The 26838-nt window shown below is 43.3% G+C and carries 24 protein-coding genes and 1 tRNA gene; 1 reads left to right on the top strand and 24 read right to left on the bottom strand.

The annotated features are described in order from the left end of the window. Positions 1–93: 93 nt before the first annotated feature. From ftsY to DW159_RS03275, 21 genes are all read right to left on the bottom strand, one after another. Complete coding sequence (ftsY, locus tag DW159_RS03375; protein WP_022216450.1) at positions 94–1071, bottom strand: signal recognition particle-docking protein FtsY; 978 nt, start codon at positions 1069–1071, stop codon at positions 94–96. 30 nt (positions 1072–1101) lie between these two features. Beyond that, a complete protein-coding gene (gene smc / locus DW159_RS03370) occupies positions 1102–4659 on the bottom strand; it encodes a chromosome segregation protein SMC (RefSeq protein ID WP_117548952.1) in 3558 nt (1185 codons plus the stop codon). Between the two features lie 3 nt (positions 4660–4662). Further along, entirely contained in the window at positions 4663–5352 is a 690-nt protein-coding gene (gene rnc / locus DW159_RS03365) for a ribonuclease III (protein WP_117548951.1), read from the bottom strand. Further along, positions 5352–6362 (bottom strand): phosphate acyltransferase PlsX, encoded by a 1011-nt coding sequence (gene plsX, locus DW159_RS03360; RefSeq protein ID WP_117548950.1) that lies wholly within the window; start codon positions 6360–6362, stop codon positions 5352–5354. The genes rnc and plsX overlap by 1 nt, the downstream gene beginning before the upstream one ends. Before the next feature lie 229 nt (positions 6363–6591). Then, complete coding sequence (rpmF, locus tag DW159_RS03355) at positions 6592–6774, bottom strand: 50S ribosomal protein L32 (RefSeq protein WP_004850916.1); 183 nt, start codon at positions 6772–6774, stop codon at positions 6592–6594. A 13-nt stretch (positions 6775–6787) separates the two neighbouring features. Next, positions 6788–7303, bottom strand: coding sequence for a YceD family protein (locus tag DW159_RS03350; protein ID WP_117548949.1), 516 nt, complete (start codon positions 7301–7303; stop codon positions 6788–6790). A 118-nt stretch (positions 7304–7421) separates the two neighbouring features. Then, entirely contained in the window at positions 7422–8615 is a 1194-nt protein-coding gene (locus DW159_RS03345; protein ID WP_117548948.1) for an acetate/propionate family kinase, read from the bottom strand. Between the two features lie 57 nt (positions 8616–8672). Further along, complete coding sequence (pta, locus tag DW159_RS03340) at positions 8673–9704, bottom strand: phosphate acetyltransferase (protein WP_055222666.1); 1032 nt, start codon at positions 9702–9704, stop codon at positions 8673–8675. Positions 9705–9836: 132 nt separating this feature from the next. Next, complete coding sequence (gene coaE / locus DW159_RS03335; RefSeq protein WP_242992605.1) at positions 9837–10445, bottom strand: dephospho-CoA kinase; 609 nt, start codon at positions 10443–10445, stop codon at positions 9837–9839. Continuing rightward, on the bottom strand, positions 10432–13077 hold the full coding sequence (gene polA, locus DW159_RS03330) for a DNA polymerase I (RefSeq protein WP_117548946.1): 2646 nt from the start codon (positions 13075–13077) through the stop codon (positions 10432–10434). The genes coaE and polA overlap by 14 nt, the downstream gene beginning before the upstream one ends. A gap of 42 nt (positions 13078–13119) precedes the next feature. Beyond that, positions 13120–13659 (bottom strand): anti-sigma factor family protein, encoded by a 540-nt coding sequence (locus tag DW159_RS03325; RefSeq protein ID WP_022216444.1) that lies wholly within the window; start codon positions 13657–13659, stop codon positions 13120–13122. 9 nt (positions 13660–13668) lie between these two features. Beyond that, positions 13669–14166, bottom strand: a complete 498-nt coding sequence (gene greA, locus DW159_RS03320; RefSeq protein ID WP_015534956.1) for a transcription elongation factor GreA — start codon at positions 14164–14166, stop codon at positions 13669–13671. A 203-nt stretch (positions 14167–14369) separates the two neighbouring features. Next, entirely contained in the window at positions 14370–15395 is a 1026-nt protein-coding gene (gene ilvC, locus DW159_RS03315) for a ketol-acid reductoisomerase (protein ID WP_015534957.1), read from the bottom strand. Between the two features lie 70 nt (positions 15396–15465). Next, positions 15466–15942 carry an acetolactate synthase small subunit gene (ilvN, locus tag DW159_RS03310; protein ID WP_015534958.1) on the bottom strand — a complete coding sequence of 159 codons (477 nt, stop codon included), beginning with the start codon at positions 15940–15942 and terminating at the stop codon, positions 15466–15468. A 186-nt stretch (positions 15943–16128) separates the two neighbouring features. Continuing rightward, positions 16129–18555 (bottom strand): homocysteine S-methyltransferase family protein, encoded by a 2427-nt coding sequence (locus DW159_RS03305; RefSeq protein WP_117548945.1) that lies wholly within the window; start codon positions 18553–18555, stop codon positions 16129–16131. Between the two features lie 17 nt (positions 18556–18572). Next, positions 18573–19055, bottom strand: coding sequence for a ribonuclease HI (gene rnhA, locus DW159_RS03300; protein ID WP_022216442.1), 483 nt, complete (start codon positions 19053–19055; stop codon positions 18573–18575). A 15-nt stretch (positions 19056–19070) separates the two neighbouring features. Then, positions 19071–19886, bottom strand: a complete 816-nt coding sequence (locus DW159_RS03295) for a purine-nucleoside phosphorylase (RefSeq protein WP_187115848.1) — start codon at positions 19884–19886, stop codon at positions 19071–19073. Positions 19887–19954: 68 nt separating this feature from the next. Then, a tRNA-Ser gene (locus DW159_RS03290) sits at positions 19955–20042 on the bottom strand. A 9-nt stretch (positions 20043–20051) separates the two neighbouring features. Further along, positions 20052–21656, bottom strand: a complete 1605-nt coding sequence (locus DW159_RS03285) for a L,D-transpeptidase family protein (protein WP_158547574.1) — start codon at positions 21654–21656, stop codon at positions 20052–20054. Between the two features lie 126 nt (positions 21657–21782). After that, complete coding sequence (locus DW159_RS03280; protein ID WP_242992604.1) at positions 21783–22637, bottom strand: metallophosphoesterase; 855 nt, start codon at positions 22635–22637, stop codon at positions 21783–21785. A 10-nt stretch (positions 22638–22647) separates the two neighbouring features. Further along, positions 22648–23895 (bottom strand): D-alanyl-D-alanine carboxypeptidase family protein, encoded by a 1248-nt coding sequence (locus tag DW159_RS03275; RefSeq protein ID WP_117548941.1) that lies wholly within the window; start codon positions 23893–23895, stop codon positions 22648–22650. Positions 23896–24044: 149 nt separating this feature from the next. On the opposite strand from DW159_RS03275, the gene DW159_RS03270 reads away from it, so the two are divergent. Beyond that, complete coding sequence (locus tag DW159_RS03270) at positions 24045–25073, top strand: 3-deoxy-7-phosphoheptulonate synthase (protein WP_022216437.1); 1029 nt, start codon at positions 24045–24047, stop codon at positions 25071–25073. Positions 25074–25182: 109 nt separating this feature from the next. On the opposite strand, the gene DW159_RS03265 is transcribed toward DW159_RS03270, so the two are convergent. From DW159_RS03265 to dtd, 3 genes are all read right to left on the bottom strand, one after another. Then, complete coding sequence (locus tag DW159_RS03265; protein WP_117548940.1) at positions 25183–25512, bottom strand: hypothetical protein; 330 nt, start codon at positions 25510–25512, stop codon at positions 25183–25185. Positions 25513–25526: 14 nt separating this feature from the next. After that, positions 25527–26189 (bottom strand): DivIVA domain-containing protein, encoded by a 663-nt coding sequence (locus DW159_RS03260; RefSeq protein ID WP_117548939.1) that lies wholly within the window; start codon positions 26187–26189, stop codon positions 25527–25529. Between the two features lie 166 nt (positions 26190–26355). After that, positions 26356–26802, bottom strand: a complete 447-nt coding sequence (dtd, locus tag DW159_RS03255; RefSeq protein WP_117548938.1) for a D-aminoacyl-tRNA deacylase — start codon at positions 26800–26802, stop codon at positions 26356–26358. Positions 26803–26838: the final 36 nt, after the last annotated feature.

Raw genomic sequence — 26838 nt, 5'->3', positions numbered from 1 at the left:
TTATGTAAAAATCCTTTTGAAAATCATATATGGTTGTGCACAGATATAAGTACATTGGCATACGTACATATGATCATTATATATGCCGTAGTATTACATGTCATCGCCGATGAGCATATCAATCTCGGATCTGTCCTCGTCAAAATCTGCGAACAATGCGTTGACATATTCCTGAGGGTCAAATCTCTGGAGATCACCGATCTTCTCACCAACTCCGATAAACTTGACCGGTACGTCAAGCTCTGCCTGGATCGCTATCGCAATACCACCCTTGGCGGTTCCGTCAAGCTTGGTGATAACTATACCGTCAAGCTCAGTTACATTGCTGAACTGTCTTGCCTGTTCAAGGGCATTCTGACCTGTTGTTCCGTCCAGAACTATGAGCGCCTCAACATTTGCCTCTGGATAATCCCTTGTGATGATCCTTCTCATCTTTGCAAGCTCGTCCATGAGATTCTTCTTGTTGTGAAGTCTTCCCGCTGTATCAACGAGAAGGATATCCGTATCTCTTGCCTTGGCGGCAGCCACTGCGTCGTATACAACTGCAGCGGGATCAGCGCCCTCATTGTGTGAAATTATATCAACCTGTGCCCTGTCAGCCCAGGTCTTTAACTGATCTATGGCGGCAGCTCTGAATGTATCGGCAGCAGCCATGAGAACCTTCTTGCCTCTCTGGCGGTACTGGGCAGCAAGCTTTCCGATGGTCGTTGTCTTGCCGACACCATTTACCCCGATGACCAGCACAACGGACTTCTTATTCTCGAAGTCGTACGCTGAATCGTCCACAGACATCTGGTTCTTGATTATATTGATCACAAGTTCCTTGCAGGCAGCAGGTTCTTTGATGTGTGAATCCTCAACCTTCTGCTTAAGTCCCTCTATAACCTTCTCAGTCGTCTCATATCCCATATCAGCCATGATAAATGTCTCTTCAAGATTCTCATAGAAATCATCATCTATATGGGATGCACCGAATACATCTGTAAAGCTTTCTACTATATTATCTCTTGTCTTTGCAAGACCTGCCTTAAGTCTCGCAAAAAATCCTTTTTTCTCTTTTTCCTCTGCCATGACATACCTCCTGTTTAATATCTTCTATTGTTATTTATCCAGATCGTTCTCAATAAGGTTGACTGATACGAGGGTAGATACACCCTTCTCCTGCATGGTTATACCGTATAGGATATCAGCAGCCTCCATGGTTCCCTTTCTGTGTGATATAACTATGAACTGCGTATCCTTTGTAAGCCTGTTGAGATACTGTGCAAATCTTCTTACGTTCGAGTCGTCAAGAGCCGCCTCTATCTCGTCCAGCAGACAGAAAGGTGATGGCTTCAGACTCTGAATTGCAAATAACAGTGCTATGGCGGTGAGGGACTTCTCTCCACCTGACAACTGCATCATATTCTGGAGCTTCTTTCCAGGTGGCTGTGCTATGATCCTGATACCTGTTTCAAGAAGATCCTCGGTATCAACCAGCTCAAGTGCACCACGTCCACCACCGAACAGCTCCTTGAATACCTTGTCGAACATGACCTGTATCTCCTTGAACTTCTCGGCAAACTGCTCCTGCATTGATTTTTCAAGCTCCGCAATGATATTTACAAGGTTGGTCTCCGCACTGACTATATCGTCATGCTGTCCCTTGAGAAATTCGTATCTCTCAGAGACTTCCTTGTAGTCATCTATGGCATTGACGTTGACATCTCCAAGGGATTTGATCTTGGCCTTTACTGCAACGATCTCCTTCTTTAGTGCCGGCAGTTCAGGAAGATTATCGTCCTTGAGTTCCTGGGCACTGCTGTATGTAAGCTCATACTCCTCCCACATATAGTTGCTGAGTTCGTCTGCTTTCTCAGTGTTCTTCTCGATTATCGATGTGAGCTTGTATGAGTCCTTCTCGAGTCCTGCAATCTTTTCGGAAAGTCCTTCTCGTCTGGCAAAGAATTCCTTGTGGCTCTGCTGTAATTCCTCTCTCTTGACTGAGAATTCGTTTACCTTGTCCTCGTTGTCAGCGATACTTCCGGTTCTGCTTGCGATATCTGTCTTTATAGCAGCTATCCTGTCTTCCAGCTCTGTGATCTCACTGAATGATGACTCCACGCGGCTTGTAAAGCCCTCAAGTTCTTCCTTGTATTTTTCGATATCCATATTTATTCTTCGGATATTTTCTACAATGAAGTCCTCTTTCTGCTTGACGGAATTAAACTTAATCATAAGCTCAGATACCCTTGCGTTTGCAGCGGTGAGCTTATCCTTGTTCTCCTGTCCCTGTCCCTCAAGTTCTTCCACTCTTGCCTCAGCTTCAAGCCTCATGGCTTCATGCTTTTTGTTGTTGTCGGCAAGAGAATTCTTATTGTTGTTTATCTCCGTTATCTGATTATTGAGCTCTGCTACCTCTTTCTCAATCGAGACAAATACTCTTTCAGATTCGGCAAGCTTTTCTTTGACCTGTTCAATACTCATGGTCAGAGTATTCTTTTTCAGATATGCCTGCTGCAGTTCGGAGTTGTATTTGTCTATATCCTGTCTGAGCTGATCTCTTGAAGTCTTAAGTTGTGCGTCGAGAGCCGCAGCCTTTGACGCTGTTGATTTCAGGTTATCGATCTGCTCCTTGAGTTCATCCAGCTCCCTCTTCCTTCCGAGAAGGTTACTGGAATTCCTGAATGCACCTCCGGTCATTGATCCGCCCGGATTTATCAGTTCTCCCTCTATGGTGACAAGTCTGAGCGACTGATTGTTCTTACGCGCTACCGCCAGGGCATTATCGATATTGTCGACAACTATGATCCTGCCTAAAAGGTTCTTTACCAGCGTGTTGAATTTGGAATCGACCTCAACAAGATCTGATGCAACTCCTATGACTCCTTTTTCCCTGAGCACATCATTTCTGACGGAACCGCGGTCTGTTATGGTGTTAAGCGGAAGAAATGTTGCACGTCCGAGTCTGTTGGTCTTCAGATATGAGATCATTCTCTTGGCAGTGGCATCGTCCTCAGTGACAATGTTCTGTATACTTCCGCCAAGGGCAGTCTCCACAGCGACCTCGTACTTCTGATTTACCGTGATTATGTCCGCAACAACGCCTATTATACCCGGATTCCACTGCTTCTGTTCCATGACTCGTCTGATACTGTTGCCGTATCCGTCGTATCTCTCAGTTATATTTCTGAGAGCCTCCATCTTGGACTCTGTTGCCGAAAGCTTCTCGTTGGTGTTGTGGATCAGCTCACGGTTAGTTTTGTTTCTATTCTGATTCTGGGCAAGCTGATCGGTTGCACTGTCCAATCCCGCGAGAATGACCTTTGCTCCCGCCTCAAGTTCGGCAAGCTGTGATGACAGTGACTCATAGTCCTTCTTGTCCTCGGCATCGTCGCTCTTAAACTGCAGAAGTCTCTGGTTGAGCTGTGTCTTTCTAAAGTTGATATTCTCCAGCATGGCGTCATATCTTCCGACCTTTGCCTGGAGATTACCGCTCTCATGCATATATTCTATGATGTCAGCCTTGCAGCTCTCAATCTCCTGCTGGCAGGCCTCTATGTAGGAGGTCATGTCGGAGCTTTCCTTCTGGGCTGTTTTAAGTGCCTGTTCAACTTCTGAGATAGAGTCATCCAGTTCATCTTTCTGGGATGTGTAATCTGTGAGTTCTTTCTCGCCGGACTCGATCTGACTGTTGATTCGGTCTATCTGATCATGTATGTTCTGATCGTTCATTTTGAGTGTGATTATCTGCTGGTTGATAACATTTATCTCACCTTCAGCACGCTCTTTTGCAAGCCTGTTCTCATGAATCTCGTTTTTAGATGACTCAATTATGGAATTGAGCTGCTCTATAGCAGTCTCTATCTGGTCGTATTCTTCCTTTGTCTGTTCATACGCCTGCTTGCTCTCATCTATATCATCGTTTACGATAGTGAGCCTGTTCTGATCTTCCTCGAGAGCTGTTTTAAGTTTCTCTGTCTCGAGAAGGAATGCATTCACATCGAGTTTTTTTAATTCATTTTTAAATGCCAGGTATTTCCTTGCGGTCTCAGACTGCTCCTTGAGTGGTCCGACCTGTTTTTCAAGCTCCTTGAGAATGTCGTTGACACGGCTGAGATTGTCCCTCTCTGCTTCAAGTGATTTCTCCGCAGCAGCCTTGTTCTTCTTGAACTTTACGATTCCGGCAGCCTCGTCAAAAAGCTCTCGTCTCTCCTCAGGTTTACCATTGAGGATCTTCTCGATCTGGCCCTGTCCGATGATTGAATAACCCTCCTTACCGATACCAGTGTCAAAGAAGAGAGAATATACATCCTTCAGTCTGCTGACAGTACCGTTAATCAGATATTCAGACTCTCCTGATCTGTATACTCGTCTTGCAACTGTGACTTCATTATAGTCTATAGGAAGGCTGTGATCGCTGTTGTCAAGAGTTATGGCAACATATGCGGAGCCCTGCGGCTTTCTGAGCTGTGTTCCCGAGAAAATGACATCCTCCATCTTGGAACCACGGAGACTCTTGGCACTCTGTTCACCCAGAACCCATCTCACTGCATCCGCTACATTGCTCTTACCCGAACCATTAGGTCCAACGATACAGGTTATTCCGTGATTGAATTTGAATACTATCTTGTTTGCAAATGACTTGAAGCCATTTACCTCTATACTCTTTAAATACATAAATTAATCCTGCTTTTTTCTTAATTGTAACAATGTTTTGTATGCAGCCATCTGTTCGGAGTTTTTTCTGTTTGAACCCTCACCTCTGGCTGTAGCCTGGCCATCTATCATGGCATCCGATACAAATATCTTGTTATGTTCAGGCCCCTTCTCCTCTATGAGCTCATACTTTAATTCTTTTCCATTCTTCTGGCAGAATTCCTGAAGGGTTGACTTTGCATCGTAGAACAATGATTTTGTCTCAACGTCATCCAGCAGGAACTGATGGACAAACTTCTTGGCGACATCCATTCCGCCATCAAGATACATCGCACCGAGAACGGATTCAAAGAGATCACACAGAATGGATTTCCTTGTTCTTCCGCCTGTCTGGGCTTCACCCTTGCTAAGAAGGACAAATTTGCCATATCCAAGACTCTCGGATATCTGTGAAAGAGTAAATTCGCATACGAGACTTGCCCTCAGCTTTGTGAGTTTTCCCTCCTCATATTCTCTCTTCTTGTGGAAGAGATAGTCACTCACAATATACTCAAGGATGGCATCCCCGAGAAACTCAAGTCTCTCATATGACTCAGTTTTATTAACCTTAAGCTCATTTGCAAATGACGTGTGTGTCAGAGCCGTTATCAGAAGTCTTATATCCTTGAATTCGTATCCTATTCTTTTTTCAAGCTCACCATAATCCTTCTTCATTATGCCTGCTCCTCACTCAGCTTATCAGCTATCTTGGCATTTACACCGGTCTCGCTGAAACTGATACACTGGAATATTGCACTTTTAACTTCTTCGTTATGTGAATTGCCGTGGATCTTGACAACAAGACCCTTGAGACCGAGGAGCGGTGCGCCACCCTTAGTCTTGGCATTAAATCTCTCCTTGAGCTCGCCGAGTGAACCTTTTATCAGTGCGCCTCCGATCTTGGATTTGAATGAGGACATGACCGCCTTCTTTATCTCTCCAAGAAGCATTTTTGCAAGCCCCTCATAAAGCTTTAATATTACATTTCCCACAAATGCTTCACAGACAATTACATCTGCAGCACCGTTTGGTATCTCACGAGCCTCTATACTTCCGATAAAGTTGATATCCTTACATTCCTTAAGAAGCGGGTATGTCTCCTTTACGAGAGCGTTGCCCTTCTCTTCCTCGTCGCCGATATTCACAATGGCTACTCTAGGTTTTTTGATCTTCTCTATGTTCTCCATATATACAGTGCCCATCTTAGCAAACTGAACAAGATGCTCAGGTCTTGCATCAACATTCGCACCACAGTCTATGAGCAGGGAGTATCCTTTTGTTGTTGGGATGAGAGGCGCAAGTGGTGATCTCTTAACACCTTTGGATCTTCCGACGATAAGCTGTCCTCCTGCAAGGATGGCTCCTGAGCTTCCGGCTGAGATTATTGCGTCAGCCTCTCCACTTTTTACCATATTCATTCCAACTGTAAGTGATGAGTCTTTCTTGCTTCTGATTGCCTGAACAGGTGCATCGTGACATGTGATCTCCTCAGTACAGTTCTTTATCTCTATCTTGGAGGTGTCATATGTGTATTTTGCAAGCTCACCCTTTATGACAGCCTCTTTTCCAGTGAGAATTATATGAGCCTTTGCCCCTTCGTTCACAGCTTCTACAGCACCTCTTATGATCCACTCCGGTGCATAATCTCCGCCCATAGCATCTACTACAATTCTTGTATCGCCCATATCAAAACTCTCCTATCTTACGTGTATTATGGGATATCCCACCATATAATTATTTTTAGGTGCAAACGCACAAGGTCATTATATATTTCTGAATTGTCAAAGTCAAATATTTCAGTACAAATATACAAACCGCTATGTATATATGTGCACGAAAAAAGACCTTCCTTATTATAAAAATAAGAAAGGTCTTGTTTATTCTACTACTCAAATACCGAGTGAGAACTGGAAATTACTCAGCAACTGAGATAATCTCTTTCTTGTTGTATGAACCGCAGTTCTTACAAACTCTGTGTGGAACCATTAACTCGCCACACTTGCTGCACTTAACTAATGCTGGTGCAGACATCTTCCAGTTAGCTCTTCTCTTATCTCTTCTAGCCTTTGAGCTCTTATTCTTTGGACAAATTGACATTATTCACACCTCCTCAATTCTTTAAGATGTCATTAAAAACTGATAATCTCGGATCAGGAACAAAATCATCACAGTTACATGTACCATGATTCAGATTCGTTCCACACACCTTACAGAGTCCCTTGCAGTCATCCCTGCACAGAATCTGTATTGGAACTAAACCCATCAGTTCCTTTTTCAACAGTGCGTCCATATCGATATTACAGTCTTCAAAATAGCTTAACTCATCTATCTCATCTACCTTATCAGAATCCAAAACGGAAGTATCAATAACTGTGTCGATATCTATATGGAAAGTTCTCTCAAACTCCTCCAGACATCTGTCACACACAAGCTCCATGACAACATCAGTGCTTCCGGTAACCTTGACTCTGTTCTTGCCGTCATTCGACAGATTCAGTTGAAAATCATCTGCCTGTCCAATCCGGTAGTCCATTCCCTTAAACTGGAAATTATCAAAGTCTACATGTACTTCAACGCTTTTAGTCAATCCCTCAGTGGATAAAATCTCAGATAAATCAATTAACATAATATCTCCTAAAAATCGCACATCTGCTATTATACATATACAGATATTTATTGTCAACAAAATATTGCAAAATTTTTATACAATTCCGTCAACTGAATCCTGTCGTTATACAGAAGACTTATTTTGTAACAAGCTCTACAGTCTCTCTTGCAATGGCAAGCTCTTCGTTTGTAGGAACTACCCATACCTGAACCTTTGAAGCGTCAGTGGAGATCTTCTGCTCTTCGCCGCGGATCTCGTTCTTAGTCTCATCTATATCGATACCCATGAATGAAAGATCCATTGTTGAAACTCTTCTTACATATGGATTGTTCTCTCCGATTCCTGCCGTAAACGCTATCGCATCAAGACCTCCCATTGCGGCTGCATATGCTCCAATATATTTCTTGACACTGTAGCAGAATACATCGAGAGCAAGACGGCATCTGTCATTGCCTTCCTTCATGCCGGCGTCAAGATCTCTGAAATCACTTGATACGCCTGAAAGTCCTGATACACCTGACTTCTTATTAAGAATAGTTGTTATCTCCTCAACGCTCTTGCCCTCTTTGCCGGCAATGAACTCAAGAATCGCAGGATCTATATCACCGCTTCTTGTGCCCATAGGAAGACCTGCAAGAGGTGTGAGTCCCATGGAAGTGTCCACTGACTTACCGCCGTCAACTGCTGTGATACTTGATCCGTTTCCAAGGTGGCATACGATAAGCTTGGTATCTTTGATATCCCTGCCTATAAGCTCTGCCAGTCTCTTGGATACAAAGCTGTGGCTTGTTCCGTGGAAACCGTATCTTCTTATCTTATAATTCTCGTAATATTCGTAAGGTATTGCATATGTATATGCTTTATCAGGCATGGTCTGGTGGAATGCTGTATCAAATACCGCAACCATAGGAACACCCGGCATATGTGCCTGACATGCTCTGATTCCAATGAGGTTGGCAGGGTTGTGAAGTGGTGCAAGATCATTACACTCTTCTATGGCCGCCATTACTTCGTCTGTTATAACTACTGAATTCGCAAACTTCTCACCGCCGTGAACTATTCTGTGTCCAACAGCGTCGATCTCTGACAGTGAAGCGATAGCTCCCTTATCTGTATCAAGAAGAGCGTCAAGAACAAATTTTACAGCAGCATTGTGATCCGGCATAGCGGCATCCACTGTATACTTATCCTTACCCATGGTCTGATGTGTGAGCTTTCCGTCGATACCGATCCTCTCACACAGTCCTTTTGCTATAACAGCCTCTGTATCAGAATCAATAAGCTGATACTTCAGTGATGAACTACCACAATTAATTACAAGAACCTTCATTTCAATCCTCCTGCACAACTTATGTGTAAATAAATCATCTTTAAAAATTATCTTTTACTATCTCTCTTTTGGAGTTACCTTCATTCTGCCGTCCTCCTGAGCCTGAGCCTGGATAGCTGTTATGGCAACAACTCCAACTATATCGTCTGCAACACAGCCTCTTGACAGGTCGTTTACAGGCTTTGCAATACCCTGTGTAACAGGACCATATGCATCAGCCTTTGCGAGTCTCTGTACAAGCTTGTATCCGATGTTCGCTGCATCAAGATCAGGGAACACAAGAACATTCGCATGTCCTGCAACCTTGCTTCCAGGTGCCTTTGATGCTGCAACCTCAGGAACGAGTGCTGCATCTGACTGAAGCTCACCATCACACAGAAGGTCAGGGAACTCAGCGTTAACGATCTCTGTAGCTTCAATAACCTTGTCAACGTCAGGATGCTTTGCGCTTCCCTTTGTTGAATGTGACAGCATAGCCACAACAGGTGTCTCATCAACCAGAAGTTCAAATGACTTCGCTGACTGCTCTGCGATATCTGCAAGCTCTGACGCTGACGGGCTCTGATTGAGTCCTGCATCTGCAAATACAAATGTTCCATTGGCACCATACTGACAATCTGGAACTACAACCAGGAAGAATGCTGATACGATTCTTGTTCCCGGAGCAGTCTTCAGTGTCTGAAGTGCTGCACGGAGCACATCTGCTGATGCGTTGATCGCACCGGCAACCATACCGTCTGCATCATCCTGCTTAACCATCATACATCCAAAATATAATGGGTTTGTTAAAAGCAGTTCCTTGGCTCTTGCCTCGGTCATGCCCTTCTTTCTTCTCATCTCTACAAAAGCATCCACGTATTCATCAAATTTCTCATAATTCTTAGGGTCAACAAATGATGCTCCGCTGAGATCGATATCACCAGCTCTGCTCATGATATCTTCCTTGTCTCCAACCAGGATAATGTTCGCAATGCCCTCTGCCAATACCTTGCCGGCTGCCTCGATTGTTCTCATGTCTGATGTCTCAGGCAGTACGATCGTTTTCTTATTCTGTTTGGCTTTTTCTTTTAACTGATCAATAAACTTCATGTTTATTTCCCCCTTTGAAATAATGAAAACACACATAGTTAAAGTTTAACTCATTGCCCCATTATTCTCAATAGAAATAGCCAAAAAAATTGTCTTTTTATCCGTACAATCCGTGATAATAACTAAAAAAATCTAACACTCAATTCCCATCGCCAGCTTAAGCTGGTTTCTCAATTTTTCTAAATTGCCTGAATTGTCTATCTTTTTTGAACAATTTTCCTCATAATAGCTGTCAGGCTCCTGCGAAGCGATGACTTTTCTTGCTTTTTCATCGGTAAACCCGCGATAAGCGCACAAACGTTCAATTCGTTTTGAAACGTCTGCATAGACATACCACATCTCATCGCAGATGTCCAAATACCCATCCTGGATAAGCAGTGCAGCTTCAAGAACGTATAGTCTGCATCCTGACTTTTTCTGCTCCTCCATGGATTCAAGAATGGCCTTTTTTACATTTGGGTGAGTTATGGAATTGAGGATATCGAGCTGCTTCTGATCGCTGAAAACGACCGCTGAAAGCTTTGCTCTGTCGATCCTGCTGTCTTCATCAAGAATATCTCTTCCAAAGTGTTCCACTATGTCATTGTATGATATCTGTCCCGGTTCCATGAGTCTGTGAGCCAGGGCGTCGGCCTCCATAATGAATGCTCCGTAGTCTCGCTGCATTATATCAAGCACAGCGGTTTTTCCAGAACCGATACCACCAGTTATTCCTATGATCTTCATATTATTTTGCCTCATACCAGTTATTTCCTGATGCAACGCCCACCTCAAGAGGTACGGTCATATCTGCGGCATGCATCATCTCATCAACGAGAAGCTTCTTCACTATGTCCACTTCATCCTCGGCAGCCTCTATAAGAAGCTCATCGTGTATCTGCAGGATAAGCTGTGACTTCAGTCCGAGCTCCTTGAGCTTCATGTTAACTCTCACCATGGCGATCTTGATTATGTCCGCAGCGGTTCCCTGTATAGGCGAATTCATGGCAACCCTCTCGCCAAAACTCCTCTGCATAAAGTTGGATGACTTCAGCTCAGGGATAGGCCTGATCCTTCCGAACATAGTCGTCACATAGCCTTTTTCCTTTGCGTGGGCTACCTGTTCATCCAAATACGCTTTTATACTCTTATAGGTGTCGTAATACTTTGCAATGAAATCGGAAGCCTCTTTTCTGGATATACCCAGATCCTCACTCAGACCAAATGCGCTGATTCCGTACACGATTCCGAAGTTGACAGCCTTGGCATGCCGTCTCTGGAGAGGTGTCACTTCACCAATCGGAACCTCAAACACCTCAGATGCCGTAGTGGCATGAATATCCACGTTATTCAGAAAGGCATTCTTCATAACCTCATCTCCCGACAGATGGGCAAGTACACGAAGCTCTACCTGTGAGTAATCGGCATCTACAAATATATATCCCTCCCTAGGGATAAATGCCTTTCTGATAAGTCTTCCGAGTTCCAGCTTCATAGGTATATTCTGAAGGTTAGGCTCTGTTGAGCTTATTCTTCCGGTTGCCGTGATGGTCTGGTTAAAGGTTCCGTGAATACGTCCGTCATCCGATATATAGTTCACAAGTCCCACTGCGTATGTGGAATTGAGTTTTGTGAGCTGTCTGTATTTCAGAATATCTCCGATGATAGGATGTTCGTTTTTGACCTTTTCAAGTACATCCACACTTGTTGAGTAGCCCGTCTTGGTCTTTTTGCCGCCCGGTATGCCCATATCTTCAAAAAGGATAGGTCCAAGCTGCTTCGGAGAATTGATATTGAACTCTTTTCCTGCGTAACCGATTATCGAATCGTGAAGCTCCTGAATCCTCTTCTCAAGCTTTTTGCTGTATTCCTCAAGCTCTGCCTTATCGACTCTTATTCCGCGTTTTTCCATGTCGTATAAGGTGTAAACGGTAGGGAGCTCAACCTTATTGTACAATTCAAGCATGCCTTCTTTGGCAAGCTTATCCATGACGATATCCTTTGCAAGGAGCGGAACGACCGCCTTGTACGAAAATACTTCAAGGAAATTATCACTTATAAATGTAAATATATTCAATTCATCTTTGCCGATGAGTTCCTTCTCAGAAGGAAGTATGTTGCCAAGATATTCCTTTGCGACATCATCATAATCGTATGAATCCTCCATCGGATTGAGGAGATATGCTGCCACTCCTATATCAAGTACATTTGTGTCACATTCATGAAAATCTACATATTTCAGCGCGCTCTTAAGATCCTCCATGCATATGATGATTCCGGCATTCTTCAGATCGTATATGAATTTGACTGCCTCATCAGGATCTATACCCGATGAACAGTTTATCACATACACATTCTTTGAATCACAGGCAATGGCTATGCCGAACATCATGTCATCACTGTGGGCAACGTATACACCGACAGCTTCTGATTTCTTTGCAGCATCCTCAATATAAGCAAAGTCGGCTGTAGAATTTACCACTGTTATATCCGGTTTCAGTTCACTTACGGTCTGCTTGTTGTCAAACTTCTTTAAGAGACTCTTGAATTCCAGCCTTTTGAAAATGTTGTATGAACTGTCATTAAACGCGTTCTCATATGTGGTATCCTCAAGCTTGAAATCCAGTTCACAGTCAAGCTTGATCGCTGCAAGCTCCCTGGACATTATTGCCTGTTCTGAGAACTCCGCAAGATTTTTCTGGGCTTTAGGAGGTTTGATCTCGTCTATATGTTCAAGAGCTCCGGCCACAGATCCCCACTGCTGAATGATCTTGGATGCGGTCTTCTCGCCTATTCCGGGAACCCCTGGGATGTTATCTGACGTATCTCCCATAAGTCCCTTCATATCTATAAACTGGACTGGTGTAACTCCGTAGAGATCCTTCACATCATCTGCGTAATAGTTCTCTATCGTGGTTCCACCTGCTTTTGTCTTCGGAATACGGACGAGGATATTGTCTGTTGCAAGCTGCAGAAGATCCCTGTCACCCGATACTATCACGACTTTGTATCCGGCAGAATCTGCAACTCTTGACAATGTTCCTATAATGTCATCAGCCTCATAACCACCCTTCTCAACTATGGTGACGTTCATCGCTGTCAAGACTTCTTTTATGAGTGGTACCTGCTCCCGCAGTTCATCCGGCATAGGCTTTCTTGTGCCCTTATACTCTTTGTACACAAGATGTCTGAATGTAGGCTGTTTAACGTCAAATGCCACGCATACATTTGTCGGATTCTCTTCGTCGATTATCCTGAATATAATATTAAGAAAACCGAGGACAGCATTCGTGTGAAGTCCCTCATAGTTGGTGAGATCCGGAAGCCCGTAAAAAGCTCTGTTAAGTATGCTGTGTCCATCTATTATCAATATCTTTTTACCTGTATCTGGCATGAAAACCTCCTCTTATTTACCGCTCGCCATAGAGTATTCTGACTATTCGATACCCTTATGATTTGCATTATATTTTTTGATATTCTGCATAAATTCCGTACTTTCATCCCTGACTTTGTTTTGTTCTTCGTAATATCTGTCGATATCACTGAGATCATAGCGGGAATCGTCCAAAAGTCTTGAGCCAAAGAATTCAGCATAATAGTATTCAGGTTGCTCACTGAGTTTGGAATTCTGTTCATAGTTGTAGACCTTGTCAAGAGCACCGCTGTACAGCCATATAAGTCCGGCAACAACGGCTGCAATTCCGACCAGTATCGTGGAATTTGCTATTCTCTTTACCGTGGTAAGTCTGTTCATCTCTTCCTCAAGATGCTTATCCAGGGCATTCTTAAAATCTGTAGATATATTATCAGACTCGTCCAGTTGTTTCATACCAACTATAAGCGTGTAATAGATATCCAGCTCTTCATAGCAGTTTTTGCATGATCTGACATGCTTAATAAACTCTCTGAGTTCATCGTCAGGGAGTTTATTCTCAATAAACGCCATTATCTTTGACTGTGCTTCCAAACAATTCATATGATCCACCTAGTTAATCTCAAATGATCCATCATCCTGTGTGTTTTCAATCTTTCTTATGACTAGATAATACGGTTCACCCTTCTCTGGAACGACCTGGACTCTGTCGCCAACCTTGTGTCCCATGATCGCCCTGCCTATAGGTGATACGTTGCTCACCCTTCCGTCAAGCACATCAGCACGAACGCTTGTGACAACTCTGTATGTTTCCTCCTCGTCGTCATCCTCAAAATAAACGGTTACCGTGTTATCAATTCCAACCTCATCGTCTGCTGAAGTATCATCTATTATATCTGCAGTCCTGACAAGCCTGTCCAGATATCTGATTCTTCGCTCATTGGCATTCTTGTCTTTCTTTGCTGCATAATATTCGAAATTCTCACTGAGATCCCCCTGAGCTCTGGCCTCCTTTACGGCTTCAAGCTTCTCCTTCCTGACTACACATTTTCTATATTCGATCTCCTGTTCCATCTTTTCGATGTCTTTTTTTGTAAGCTGCTTACCCATATCGATACGCCTCCAAATCTAACGCAATACTTTATATATACTATCACAAAATCCATTCAAAGTAAAATGAGGTGTTGCTGCACTGGTTATCATGGCGGCTGCCTGTATCCAGTGCGGATACGGCCCTCAAAAAAAATACCCGGCAACCACTGCATGCAGTAATTACCGGGTAAAGTGTATACGTTTAAATATATAACCAGAAATTAGTTGTTGATAAGCTTGTCTGACTCGTTGTTCCAGCTATAAAGTGCTCTGATCTGCTCTCCAACCTTCTCTGATGGATGCTCTGAAGCAAGCTTTCTCATAGCCTTGAAGTGAACCTGACGTCCTGCTGGTGACATGTCAAGGAGGAACTCCTTAGCAAATGAACCATCCTGGATGTCCTTAAGGATCTGCTTCATAGCCTTCTTTGTCTCTGCTGTAACGATCTTAGGACCTGTTATATAGTCACCGTACTCTGCTGTGTTAGAGATTGAATATCTCATTCCAGCGAATCCTGACTGGTAGATAAGGTCTACGATAAGCTTCATCTCATGGATACACTCGAAGTATGCGTTTCTTGGATCATAACCAGCCTCGCAAAGTGTCTCGAAACCAGCCTGCATAAGTGCACAAACACCACCACAAAGGACTGCCTGCTCACCGAAGAGGTCTGTCTCTGTCTCTGTTCTGAATGTTGTCTCAAGAACGCCGGCTCTTGCTCCACCGATTGCAAGTGCATATGCAAGTGCAAGGTCAAGTGCCTTACCTGTAGCATCCTGCTCTACAGCAACAAGACAAGGTGTACCCTTTCCTGCCTGGTACTCTGAACGTACTGTGTGTCCAGGTGCCTTTGGAGCAATCATTGTTACGTCAACATCCTTTGGTGGCTTGATACAACCGAAGTGAATGTTGAAACCATGAGCGAACATAAGCATGTTACCTGGCTCAAGGTTTGGCTCGATATCCTTCTTGTACATATCTGCCTGTAACTCATCGTTGATAAGAATCATAATTATATCAGCCTGCTTTGCAGCCTCAGCGGCTGTGTATACCTTAAATCCCTGTGCCTCAGCCTTAGCCCATGACTTGCTTCCCTCGTAAAGACCGATGATGACATTGCATCCTGACTCCTTAGCGTTGAGGGCATGTGCATGACCCTGACTACCATATCCTATGATTGCGATTGTCTTTCCATCAAGTAATGAAAGATTGCAATCCTGCTGATAATAAATCTTTGCTTCTGCCATTTCTTTAATCCTCCTAAATATGTATAAAATGACTTATATATTAACTACCACTTGGATAATTAAAAACGTATTAACCTCTGATGAGACCTGTGAGACCTGTGCGTACAAGCTCAACTATCTCATGTCCATCGAGCAGTCTGAGGAACGCCTCACACTTGGTTGTTGTTCCCGTAAGTTCTATAATAACCGAATCTTTTGAAACGTCAACTATATTTGCTCTGAAAATATCTGCAACTGAGATAATATCCTTTCTCTCGGACGGATTCGCTTTAACCTTGACAAGAACGAGCTCTCTGCATACAGACTTGCCAGGCTCAAGCTCCACTATATCCACTACATCCTCAAGCTTGTTGAGCTGTTTCTTGATCTGGATAAGGCTGGCTTCATCGCCGCTAACTGCAACAGTCATTCTGGAATAAGCGGGATTCTCAGTCTCTCCTACTGTCACACTGTCAATGTTATAACCTCTTCTACTGAACAGTCCTGACACTCTGCTCAAAACTCCCGATGTGTTGTCAACAAGCAGTGACAAAACAATATTACCCATCTATATGTACCACCTTTCAACTCGTCTCTTTAAAATGTACTAAATTATTATAGTTATAAACCACTTTAATGTCAATTTATAACGTGAATTTTGTAATTATTTTTATCTGTTATTTCTGATAATTTTTGTTGTGTATTTACAAATACCCCAAAACTTATAGTGAGATATCCGGATTTTTCCAAATATTTACTCTATGCCCAGAAGATTCTTGACTACAACCACGCAGTTTGCCGCATCCTCGGAATATCCATCCGCACCGATCTCCTCGGCGTAGCTCTCGGTTATAACTGCACCGCCTATAACAACTTTACTGTCCAGGCCATTCTCCTTCACAGCTTCAACAACATCCTTCATCTTGACCATGGTGGTTGTCATGAGGGCTGACAGTCCGATTATGCTGGCGTTGTTATCCTTTGCCGCTTGTATTATCACATCACAAGGAACATCCTTGCCGAGATCTATAACATTAAATCCATAGTTTCTGAGCATAAGAACCACGAGGTTCTTACCTATATCATGTATATCGCCCTCAACTGTCGCCACGACTATGGTAGGCATATCAGAGCTGTCCTTGTCCTTCAGAACAAGTGGACTTATAACACCTATCGCCATCTCCATGGTCTCAGCACTTGATATGAGCTGTGGCAGGAAATATTTTTTCTTCTCGAACAGCCTGCCCACCTCATTTATCGCACCTATCAGATCGTTATCTATGATGGACTGGGGATCAGCTCCGCTGTCAAGCACAGCATGTACATCGTCAAGTATGGTTCTCTTATTTCCCTTGAGAACATCTATATAAATCTGACTTTTTCCTTCCAGATCAGATCCTGCTTTGCCGCCGGATGCACCCGCTCCCGGTGAGGCAAGCTCAAGAGGTTTGACATTCTCAATATAACGGACATCGCTCTCCTCCTTGAAAAGCAGCATATCAGAAGCAAATGCAGCATTCATAAGCATGGTCTGGGAAGGATTTGCTATAGCCATCGTAAGTCCACGAGAGATAGCCATGGTGAGGAATGCTGTATTTACAAACATTCTCTCAGGGAGTCCAAATGAAATGTTGGACAGACCACAGATGGTTGCAAGTCCGTTGTTATAACAGTAGTTTATGGTTTTCAGGCAGTTGATGGCAGCGTCCTTCTGGGCACCGACCGTTGCAACAAGTCCGTCCACAACCACATCATTCTTCGTAAATCCCATCTCATACGCAGTGCCAAGCACCGTGTTGATTATGTCCTCCTTCTCCTGTGGACTCTCCGGAAGCCCCTTATCCGACAGAGGAAGAAGAATAAACATAGCTCCGTACTTCTTTACAAGAGGCAGTATCTCTTCCATCTTCACCTTCTCAAGGGATACTGAATTGACAAGCGCACGTCCCGGATAGATACGAAGTGCCGCTTCAAGTACCTCTGGTGAGCTGGAATCAAGGCATAACGGAAGGTTTACAGCCTGCGATACCTGATATACTACCTTAAGCATCATATCTCTCTCATCGATACCATTCATACCGACATTGATATCAAGTATTGAAGCGCCTTTATCTACCTGCTCTTCGGCCATATTCATGACAAGCTCAAGAGATCCCTCCCTGAGCTCAGCCTGAAGCTTCTTCTTTCCAGTCGGGTTGATTCTCTCTCCAACAACCTTAAACGGAGCATCCAGATCTATTATGAGAGATGAACGCTCAGATGATATACATCTGACATGCTCTGAACTTATCTCAGGAACAGGCATCTTGGAAGCCATATCAGCAAGAGCCTTTATGTGTTCAGGTCTTGTACCGCAACAGCCACCAACCATTCCGGCCCCGGCCTCGATTATCATCTTCATATCTTCAGCAAATTCCTCAGGGGTCATCCGATATACGCTTTTATCATTTACAAGCTCCGGCATTCCGGCGTTCGGCTTTGCAAATACAGGGATAAATGCGATGCTCTTCATCTGTCTAACAAGCTCGACCATCTTATCAGGGCCTGTGGAACAGTTTACACCTATAGCTGCCACTCCAAGATTCTGAAGAACATTTACTGCTGTCACAGGATCGGTTCCATACAGGGTACGTCCATCCTCGTTGAATGTAAGGCTGGCGATTATAGGGAGATCTGACACTTCATTTGCCGCAATAACCGCAGCTCTGGTCTCAGCGAGGCTCATCATGGTCTCGACCACAAGCAGGTCACAACCACTCTCGTCTATGACCTTTATCTGTTCCTTATACACGTCGACCAGCTCTTCAAACTTCAGTTTTCCCATAGGATAGAGCATCTCGCCTGTCATGGTGATATCGCCCGCCACAAGGCCATGGCCTGCAGCCTTGACCGCTTCCTTAGACAATTTTACAAGTCTTCTGTTCATGTCCTCAAGGTCATCGGCAAGCCCATACTCGTTGAGTTTTATCCTGTTACATGTAAAGGTTGGAGCATACAGAATATCTGTGCCGGCGTTCAGATATGCAACCTGGAGGTCAAACATTATCTGTGGATGTTCAAGTATCCATTTCTCGGGGCACACGCCAAGAGGCATGCCTGCATTCATAAGATTTGTTCCTGTGGCTCCATCAAGTATAAGTATCTTATCATCAAACAGTTTTCTGAAATCTGTCTTTTTCATGTCTTATCTCCTCGTACTCAGGCCTGATCCAGACCTTCATCAGTTATTTTTCCATCGCCGTCTGCGGCTGCTGTTGCAAGCATGTCACATCTCTCATTTCCAGGGTTGCCGGCATGACCCTTGACCCACAGGAATTCCACGTTGTGTGGTGCTTTTGCTGCAAGCAGACGTTCCCACAAATCCCGGTTTTTGACCGGTTCATTCTTGCCGCGCTTCCAGCCTTTTTTGATCCAGCCCTCTATCCAGTGCTGGTTAAATGCGTTGCACAGATACTGTGAATCTGAATACAATTTCACATTACATGGCTTTATAAGAGCCTCAAGCCCGACTATCGCCGCCATAAGCTCCATTCTATTGTTTGTTGTCTTTATATATCCCTGGCTGTATTCTCTCTCATGAAGCTGTCCCTTTGCATCGATAAACTGAAGAACAGCGCCATATCCACCAGGTCCATTTGGATTGCCTCTGGCAGATCCATCAGTGTACAATATTACATCCATATATGATCTCCATAATTATATTTTCTGTATAAATGAGTCTATGATACGAACAAGTCTTCCTGACGCTTCATCGCCCGCCGCAATGATCTCCTCGTGCGAAAGCTCTCCGCCAAGGCCTGCAGCTTTGTTGCATATTGAGGAAAGACCTGCGACACGCATTCCCATATGTCTTGCAGCTATGGCTTCACATACAGTGCTCATTCCAACTGCATCTGCCCCCATTACCGCAAACATTCTTATCTCTGCAGGAGTCTCATACTGAGGACCGGTGACCTGAATATATACACCCGACCTGAAATCAATATCATTTTCAGCAAATGCTTCTCTGATATAGCTATTCAGCTCCACATCGTAGACATGTGTCATATCGGGAAATCTCACACCCAATTTATTGTAGTAACTGCAAATGAGTGGCGATGGTACAAATGTTGAAATGTGATCACTTATCATCATGATATCGCCCGGCTCAAGCTTCTCAGATATTCCGCCTGCAGCATTTGTGAGCAGAAGTTTATCTACACCAAGCAGCCCTATGACACGGACAGGCATGACAACCTGGCTCATATCGTATCCTTCATAATAATGGACCCGTCCCTGCATGATAAGGGCCTTTTTCCCGTGGATACATCCGTATACGAAGCGGCCTCTGTGTCCTGCTACTGTAGATACAGGAAAATGTGGAATATCTCCGTAATCCACATACACAGGGTTCTCAATAACGTCCGCCATATGTCCCAGACCACTGCCCAGGATAAAGGCTATATCAGGAACATCTCCTATCGCATGTCTCAAATACGAGGCAGCCTCCGTCAACTGATCGTATGTTACCAAATCATCACCCCCATAATACAAAACAAGGTCAGGATATTATTCCTGACCAGGATCTATATAAATTATAACGGAGACGGAGGGATTTGAACCCTCGCGCCGGTTGCCCGACCTACCGCATTTCGAGTGCGGACCCTTCAACCTCTTGGGTACGTCTCCAATTACACTTTAATAATAGCAGATGACAGGCATTCCGTCATATACTATATTAAACAACTGTTCTGCCGCGGATACAGGAAGATTTACACATCCATGGGATCCGCTGTTCTTGTATATATCACCGCCGAATGAACTTCTCCACGATGCATCATGGAATCCGATTCCCAGCTCGCCTATGAATGGCATCCAGTATGTTACAGGAGTCTCATAGTCATCGCCGATAAGCACAGCAGGTGTCTTCTTATACAGGATCGTATATACACCTTCAGGTGTTCTGTATTTGCCATTGTTTGCAAGGCTTCCGGTTACGCAGTCGGAATCCCACACAAGATTGCCGTCTACATATGCATATACATGCTGCTGGCCAAAATCACATTCGATATATGAATCACCGATATCATCGCCGCCATCGTGATAAACTGCAGCATAGCAGTCAAACGGCGGTGTATGTGTTGTAGACTCTCCGGCTTCAAGAAGCTTCATGAGCTCTTCTGTCTCACCATCCACATCGATCATCCAGCCATACCAGGTATTCGCCAGAGTGATGACATCACCATTATGGGTTCTGAAATTCCTCGGCACACCATATGTATCGTATCTGCTTGCGATATTCTCGACATACTCACGCACCTTGTCTTCTGAGAATTTCCATTTTCCTTTTATGTTGCTGATCCAGTCGCCATATTCCTTGCTGGTAAGCTTCCATGACACCTGATTTATCTCATATGTAATGGTCATCTCAAGGATCTTTGCAAGTTCCTTCTGCTCATTTACTATCTCTTCACTGTCGGCTGTGAGCTCAGGACTCTCATATGCGTCACTTTCCGATACATCAAGCACGGATTCACCTTTAACAATCGCCTCATCTATTATACAGCATAATCTGTCAAAATCAAGATAATTTCCTTCAGATTCAGGAATAATTGTTGATTCTCCATCCTTGATCGTAACATAGGCATCTTCCGGTTTCTCCATCTTGGACTCATCAAGACTGTCATAGCTCTTCAAAAGCTTCTCGAGAGCATCCTTGTCATACGACGCTGAATAGTAAAGGTCATAATCTTTTCTCTTTAGCATGTAATAAGGCCAGAGAAAACCATTTTGTTCGCTTATGATCTTCTTAGCTGTTATATTCGGCTTTATATCAAGCGATATATCTTCTGGTTTTATGACATGTTCCTCACCGCCCCTGAGCTTGAGTGTGAGGGAATAATCCTGTATGTAACTCTCTATGTATGCATCGACATCATCAAGTGAGTAAAACGAATAGTCTATATCATTGATGTATGTCTTGTAGTTGTAATGGAACATGAACCATATCGATATAACTATATATGTACATACGACCACCGCTCCAAATATAGCCGCCGTGATCTTCAACGCTCTGTGAGTCTTTTTTGCAGGCTTGTCATCCGGTTCGTCCGCTTCATCAGAAGCTTCATTATCTGGGAATATCGGTATCCCTGCTCCATCGGGAATGGCTGCATCCGATGCCGCAGTATCCGGTTCGGTCTCTGTCCCTCCGAATATTGTCTCTTCAGCAACTGTCTCTTCAGTGGCATCAGTGTTCACATTATCTTTATCTATATTGTTATCATCTGTGTTATTGTTCATAAAATCACGCTCTTCCCCTTCGCACATAATTCCATGCGAACTTATGTCCAACATACATAATATTATATGCTATATTGCTATAATTCAACTCTTAATTATGTTTAAATATAATAGGCTAACGCACTGTTATCTGGACAAATTGATGGTCACCAGATCCGGTTCGTTATTAACTCTGATTCGGATAGTGTGAAGTCCGAGTCCTGCACTGACTATCATATTATGTCCATCGCAGGAATATAACCCCTTATAGTATTTCGGAAACAGTCTGATCATAGGCGATATCACGCCTCCGAGAAATGGCAGGATCACAAGTCCGCCATGTACATGGCCGGATACAGTAAGATCAGCGCCCCATCTGGAATATTCTTCAAAATAATCGGGATCATGTCCTATAAGTATATTGTAATCGGATCTGCTTATCGGTGGAAGTTCATTCAGCAGATACTCTTCATCCATATCGAGCTTTTTGAATCTTCTGTAATATTCCGTCTTCATGTCAAGTCCGTATATCGTGACATTGTATTCATCAAGATGAACACTTTCATTTATAAGCCAGGTGATGTTATCTTTTGTTCCTTCATATAACCTGTTCCACATATCACCATATTTTTCATATATGGATGCGCGCATCTCATGATTTCCTTTTCCCATATACACAGGAAAACGCTTGCCAAGTTCATTCAGGAAATGTATACCTATATCTACTGTAAGTCCCGGCTTCCCGACTATTATATCCCCCGCCACCAGTATGAAATCCGGATTGATCTTTTCTATACAGCTTATAAGCTTCTCGTTGTCCTTTCCAAATTCCGCATTGTGGAGATCTGATATCATGACTATCCGGGCTTTTTTTCTTATTCTCCTGTCATGCAGTTGATAATTTGAAAACGAGATTCTTCTGTTTTCGCGGTAACTCTCTATCAAAACATTAACAAGCGTTATAATGCATAGTACGATAACTACAACTAAAAAAATCTTCATGTATTTAACCTCAATATGTAAATTGTAACTTGAGCACTTTAACGAAAGCGTACTTCATACTCATGGAATCAACCTTCTCCGCCGCATATATCGGCACTGAACCGATGCACCTCTCGCCAATATAATAGCTCATCTTTCCAAGCTCTTCACCACTGTCAACCGGGGCAGTCAGAGGATCTCTCATCTCCAGTTTCTTCTTCACATCCTCCGCGTGTTCTCCCGCAAGCAGGATCCCGGTGAATTGTGAGTCGGTCTTAATTGTAACACAACTTTCGGTGCCATTGTCTATGGAAATCTCTTTTTCCTGAAGAATATTCAGATCTGTATATTTCTGGCACATCGAATATCCATAATCAAGCAGCCTGCAGGCGTCTTTGTTTCTGATATCCTTTGTATCAGCTCCCATGATGACAGCAATAAGCTGTATGCCGTCCCTCTCAGCAGTCGCCGACATGCAATATTTTGCGGTATTTGTGAAACCTGTCTTAAGGCCGGTTGCTCCTGTATACATATTCAAAAATTTATTTGTGTTGACGAGATCAAACTGACTCTCGCCCCTTCGTGTTTTATGTATGATCGAATCCATCCATATGCCTGAATAATCAAAGATGGCAGGATATTTTGTTATGAGTTCTCTGGACATTATGGAGATATCCCTTGCTGACATTTTATGTCCATCCGCATCCAGGCCACACGCATTTTTGAAACTTGCATTTGTCATCCCCAGCTCAGCAGCCCTCTCATTCATCTTTTTCACAAACGCTTCTTCGCTTCCGGCAACCTTTTCCGCCATGGCAACAGCCGCATCGTTTCCGGATGCAATTATAATACACTTTATCATATCTTCAACAGTCTGTTCTTCTCCTGCCTCAAAGAAACATTGCGATCCGCCCATGGACGCAGCATGTTCACTCACAGTTACAATATCATCAAGAGTCATTTGTCCGGCCTCTATCGCCTCAAAAGCCAGAAGAAGCGTCATAACCTTTGTAACCGAAGCCGGAGCCATGGCTTCATCACAGTTTTTCTCAAATAACACCTGACCTGTGGATGCCTCAACGAGTATACAGCTTGGAGATTCCACCTCCAGAACTTCTGTCTGGTCTGCCGCCTGAGTCTCTGTCTGTTCCTCTGCATATACCATAAGATTCGTACTCATTGTGTTTGCAAATATGATAAAGATGAGTACCGTTATAACAGATAATCTTCTGATATTTTTCTTCCTGCCCATCTTTTTTCTATCCGGAAAATGCAGCATACAACTCCTCTTTCAGTTTCTGTTTATATATTATATTATGCATTTATCCGGCAATATGACTTTTTATCCCACCAATATAGTATTATTTTCTTTATTTTGTAAAGTTTTTCTGATATAATCAATGGCTAGAAAAAAGGAGGACATGTTTCATGAGTATGAAATTAGTTAAACGAGTACCAACTGGCGATGAGATCAAGGAACTATACCCTCTTTCAAGCGAGTTGAAAGCCATCAAAGCCAGAAGAGATGAAGAGATCAGAAAAATTTTCGTAGGCGATGATGACCGATTTATATTTATCATCGGACCTTGTTCAGCAGATAATGAGGATGCTGTTTGCGATTATCAGAATCGTCTTGCAAAGGTTGCAGATGAAGTTAAGGATAAGATACTGGTCATTCCACGTATATATACTAACAAGCCAAGAACTACTGGTGATGGTTACAAAGGAATGCTCCATCAGCCTGATCCTACAAAGGCATCAGACATGCTCGAGGGCCTTTACGCCATCAGAAAAATGCATATAAGAGCTATCAGGGAGACAGGACTCACCGCTGCTGATGAGATGCTTTATTCAGAAAACTGGCAGTATGTAGATGATATCCTCTCTTACGTTGCCATAGGCGCACGTTCTGTTGAGGATCAGCAGCACAGACTTACCGCAAGTGGAATGGATGTTCCTGTAGGTATGAAGAATCCTACAAGTGGTGACTACAACGTTATGATGAATTCCTGTATAGCAGGACAGCATCACCACACATTCCTCTATTCTGGATGGGAGGCACATACAGACGGAAATCCTTTGACACATTGCATATTGAGAGGTGCACTGAATAAGCATGGACAATCTATATCCAATTATCACTATGAGGATCTCAGGCTCCTTGCTGACACATACAAGAAGTTCAACCTCGTAAATCATGCATGTATAGTTGATGCCAACCACAATAATTCTGGCAAGAAATTTATTGAACAGCCAAGAATTGTCAAAGAGATAATCCACAGCAGGAATTACGATTCTGAGATCAAGAATCTTGTAAAGGGTGTTATGGTTGAGAGTTATATTGAGGATGGCAACCAGCCAGTAGATGGTGGATGCTATGGTAAGTCTATCACAGATCCTTGTCTTGGATGGGATAAGACAGAGAGACTTCTCAAAGAAGTTGCTGATCTTCTGTAAAAAATACATTTTAAGCCTGCGCGCTTATACAATTACACGTGCTGTGCTTATACAACAAAAGAAAACCGGCGGATCTATCATGATACCACCGGTTTTATTTATTTATCTGTCAGGCCGAAGCCTCGCAGAGTTTGACGAGGATGCATCTTCCCAAAGACACATCTCCCATCATCTTATATTTACTTGTAGTATACGCATACATCGGATCGACAACTCTTCTCAAAAGTCTCGAAAGAACTGGAACTGTAAATACATATTTAACCTTATACTCCCTGTCCGAATCCTCTGTTAATCTGGCAACATGATCCCTTATATCTATGTAGAACACCCCACTATCATTGCCGATAACATTGAACTGAAGACAACAATCACCAATATCCGCCAATTCCAAAGAACTGAGAACGCCGTCAATACACTCCACGCATTCTTTATACGTCATATAAACACCCAATCTTATAAGAACTCGAAATCTGCATCCTCATCGCCATCGCCGATAAGTACCTGATTACGCTTAACGCCCTCTTCAACTTCTCCGATGATAAGCTCTTCTTCCTCTTCCTCCTGAGCAGCCTGAGCACTCTTACCTGTGAATGCTGCCGGCTTTGGCTCTGCCTCTGGAGCAGCCTTTGGTGTCATCTTAAGCTTCTGAGGTGCATCTCCGCCCTGCGACTTCATCTTAAGCTTTGTTATAGGATCCGCCTCAACTGCAGCTTCAACCTTATCTGCAGCCTCAGCAACCTTTGCACTTGATCCGCTCTTGAGTGTCTCCATCTCTTCCTTGAGCTTGGCAAGCTCAGCCTTTGCATTTGCGATAACCTCGTTAGCCTTCTTCTTAGCGTCGTTTATTATCTTGTTAGCCTCAGCATTTGCTGCGTTGGCTTCCTTCTTGGAACCAGGAGCAGCCTGCTCGAGCTGCTTCTCAAGCTCATAAATCTTTACGCTGTTCTCCATAAGGTTCTTCTTTGACACTTCGTTCTCTGACTCAAGAGCTGCATACTTTGTCTCAAGTTCTGCATAATCTTCTGCAACTGAGCGCAGGAAGCTGTTAACCTCATCCTTATTATATCCAAAAAGTCCTTTTTTAAAGGTTTTAGATTCAATCTGATCCTTTGTCATTGTATAGTTCTCCTTTTCAGTATTAGTTCTCTCTATAATATTATCCTTTGCATATAGAAACTCCACTTGTAATTATATTAACAAATATTCATTTTTTCAACAATATTGTTGGATTTTATAAAATTTTCCCAATATATTACAATTTTTTCGGCAAATCATGGATATATTACAATTCATTACTGTCAAGTAATATGGTAAATGGCCCATCATTGGACAGATCTACTTTCATATCTGCGCCAAATTCTCCATGTTCAACCACAGGCACAAACTCACGGCATCTTTCAATTATATACTCATACATCTCATTGGCCATATCAGGTGCTCCTGCACCAGTAAATGATGGTCTGTTGCCCTTCCGGCAGTCTGCACACAGAGTGAACTGAGATACGATCAGGAGCTGTCCTTTCACACTGTTTATGTCAAGATTTGTCTTGCCATTTTCGTCGGCAAATATCCTCATCTTCACAAGTTTGTTTATCATCTTGTCAGCGATCTCTCTGGTATCCGAATCGTATACTCCGACAAACACCAGAAGACCTTTTTGGATGTTGCCTATCATATTTCCATCTACCTCGACTGATGCGTGATTGACACGCTGTATAACAAATTTCATTTTACGGATCCTTTCATAGTCTTTTTACAGACTATT

Source organism: Coprococcus sp. AM14-16 (genome assembly GCF_003434675.1).
Taxonomy (GTDB): Bacteria; Bacillota; Clostridia; order Lachnospirales; family Lachnospiraceae; genus Coprococcus; species Coprococcus aceti.
The sequence above is the reverse complement of the archived record's forward strand: the minus strand, read 5'-3'. Positions and strand labels throughout refer to the sequence as shown.

Excerpts from the sequence above, each read along its gene's own strand:
- DW159_RS03275 (WP_117548941.1), bottom strand. The coding sequence starts at position 23,895 with ATGCTGCATTTTCCGGATAGAAAAAAGATGGGCAGGAAGAAAAATATC.
- rnc (WP_117548951.1), bottom strand. The coding sequence starts at position 5,352 with ATGAAGAAGGATTATGGTGAGCTTGAAAAAAGAATAGGATACGAATTC.
- DW159_RS03260 (WP_117548939.1), bottom strand. The coding sequence starts at position 26,189 with ATGACAAAGGATCAGATTGAATCTAAAACCTTTAAAAAAGGACTTTTT.
- polA (WP_117548946.1), bottom strand. The coding sequence starts at position 13,077 with ATGCCAGATACAGGTAAAAAGATATTGATAATAGATGGACACAGCATA.
- pta (WP_055222666.1), bottom strand. The coding sequence starts at position 9,704 with ATGAAGTTTATTGATCAGTTAAAAGAAAAAGCCAAACAGAATAAGAAA.
- ilvC (WP_015534957.1), bottom strand. The coding sequence starts at position 15,395 with ATGGCAGAAGCAAAGATTTATTATCAGCAGGATTGCAATCTTTCATTA.
- ftsY (WP_022216450.1), bottom strand. The coding sequence starts at position 1,071 with ATGGCAGAGGAAAAAGAGAAAAAAGGATTTTTTGCGAGACTTAAGGCA.
- DW159_RS03270 (WP_022216437.1), top strand. The coding sequence starts at position 24,045 with ATGAGTATGAAATTAGTTAAACGAGTACCAACTGGCGATGAGATCAAG.
- coaE (WP_242992605.1), bottom strand. The coding sequence starts at position 10,445 with ATGAGGCAAAATAATATGAAGATCATAGGAATAACTGGTGGTATCGGT.
- rpmF (WP_004850916.1), bottom strand. The coding sequence starts at position 6,774 with ATGTCAATTTGTCCAAAGAATAAGAGCTCAAAGGCTAGAAGAGATAAG.
- DW159_RS03280 (WP_242992604.1), bottom strand. The coding sequence starts at position 22,637 with ATGAAGATTTTTTTAGTTGTAGTTATCGTACTATGCATTATAACGCTT.
- DW159_RS03285 (WP_158547574.1), bottom strand. The coding sequence starts at position 21,656 with ATGAACAATAACACAGATGATAACAATATAGATAAAGATAATGTGAAC.
- DW159_RS03325 (WP_022216444.1), bottom strand. The coding sequence starts at position 13,659 with ATGAATTGTTTGGAAGCACAGTCAAAGATAATGGCGTTTATTGAGAAT.
- plsX (WP_117548950.1), bottom strand. The coding sequence starts at position 6,362 with ATGGGCGATACAAGAATTGTAGTAGATGCTATGGGCGGAGATTATGCA.
- smc (WP_117548952.1), bottom strand. The coding sequence starts at position 4,659 with ATGTATTTAAAGAGTATAGAGGTAAATGGCTTCAAGTCATTTGCAAAC.
- DW159_RS03265 (WP_117548940.1), bottom strand. The coding sequence starts at position 25,512 with ATGACGTATAAAGAATGCGTGGAGTGTATTGACGGCGTTCTCAGTTCT.
- greA (WP_015534956.1), bottom strand. The coding sequence starts at position 14,166 with ATGGGTAAGCAGCTTACAAAAAAAGACATCGAAAAGATGGAACAGGAG.
- DW159_RS03345 (WP_117548948.1), bottom strand. The coding sequence starts at position 8,615 with ATGAAGGTTCTTGTAATTAATTGTGGTAGTTCATCACTGAAGTATCAG.
- ilvN (WP_015534958.1), bottom strand. The coding sequence starts at position 15,942 with ATGGGTAATATTGTTTTGTCACTGCTTGTTGACAACACATCGGGAGTT.
- rnhA (WP_022216442.1), bottom strand. The coding sequence starts at position 19,055 with ATGGATGTAATATTGTACACTGATGGATCTGCCAGAGGCAATCCAAAT.
- dtd (WP_117548938.1), bottom strand. The coding sequence starts at position 26,802 with ATGAAATTTGTTATACAGCGTGTCAATCACGCATCAGTCGAGGTAGAT.
- DW159_RS03305 (WP_117548945.1), bottom strand. The coding sequence starts at position 18,555 with ATGAAAAAGACAGATTTCAGAAAACTGTTTGATGATAAGATACTTATA.
- DW159_RS03350 (WP_117548949.1), bottom strand. The coding sequence starts at position 7,303 with ATGTTAATTGATTTATCTGAGATTTTATCCACTGAGGGATTGACTAAA.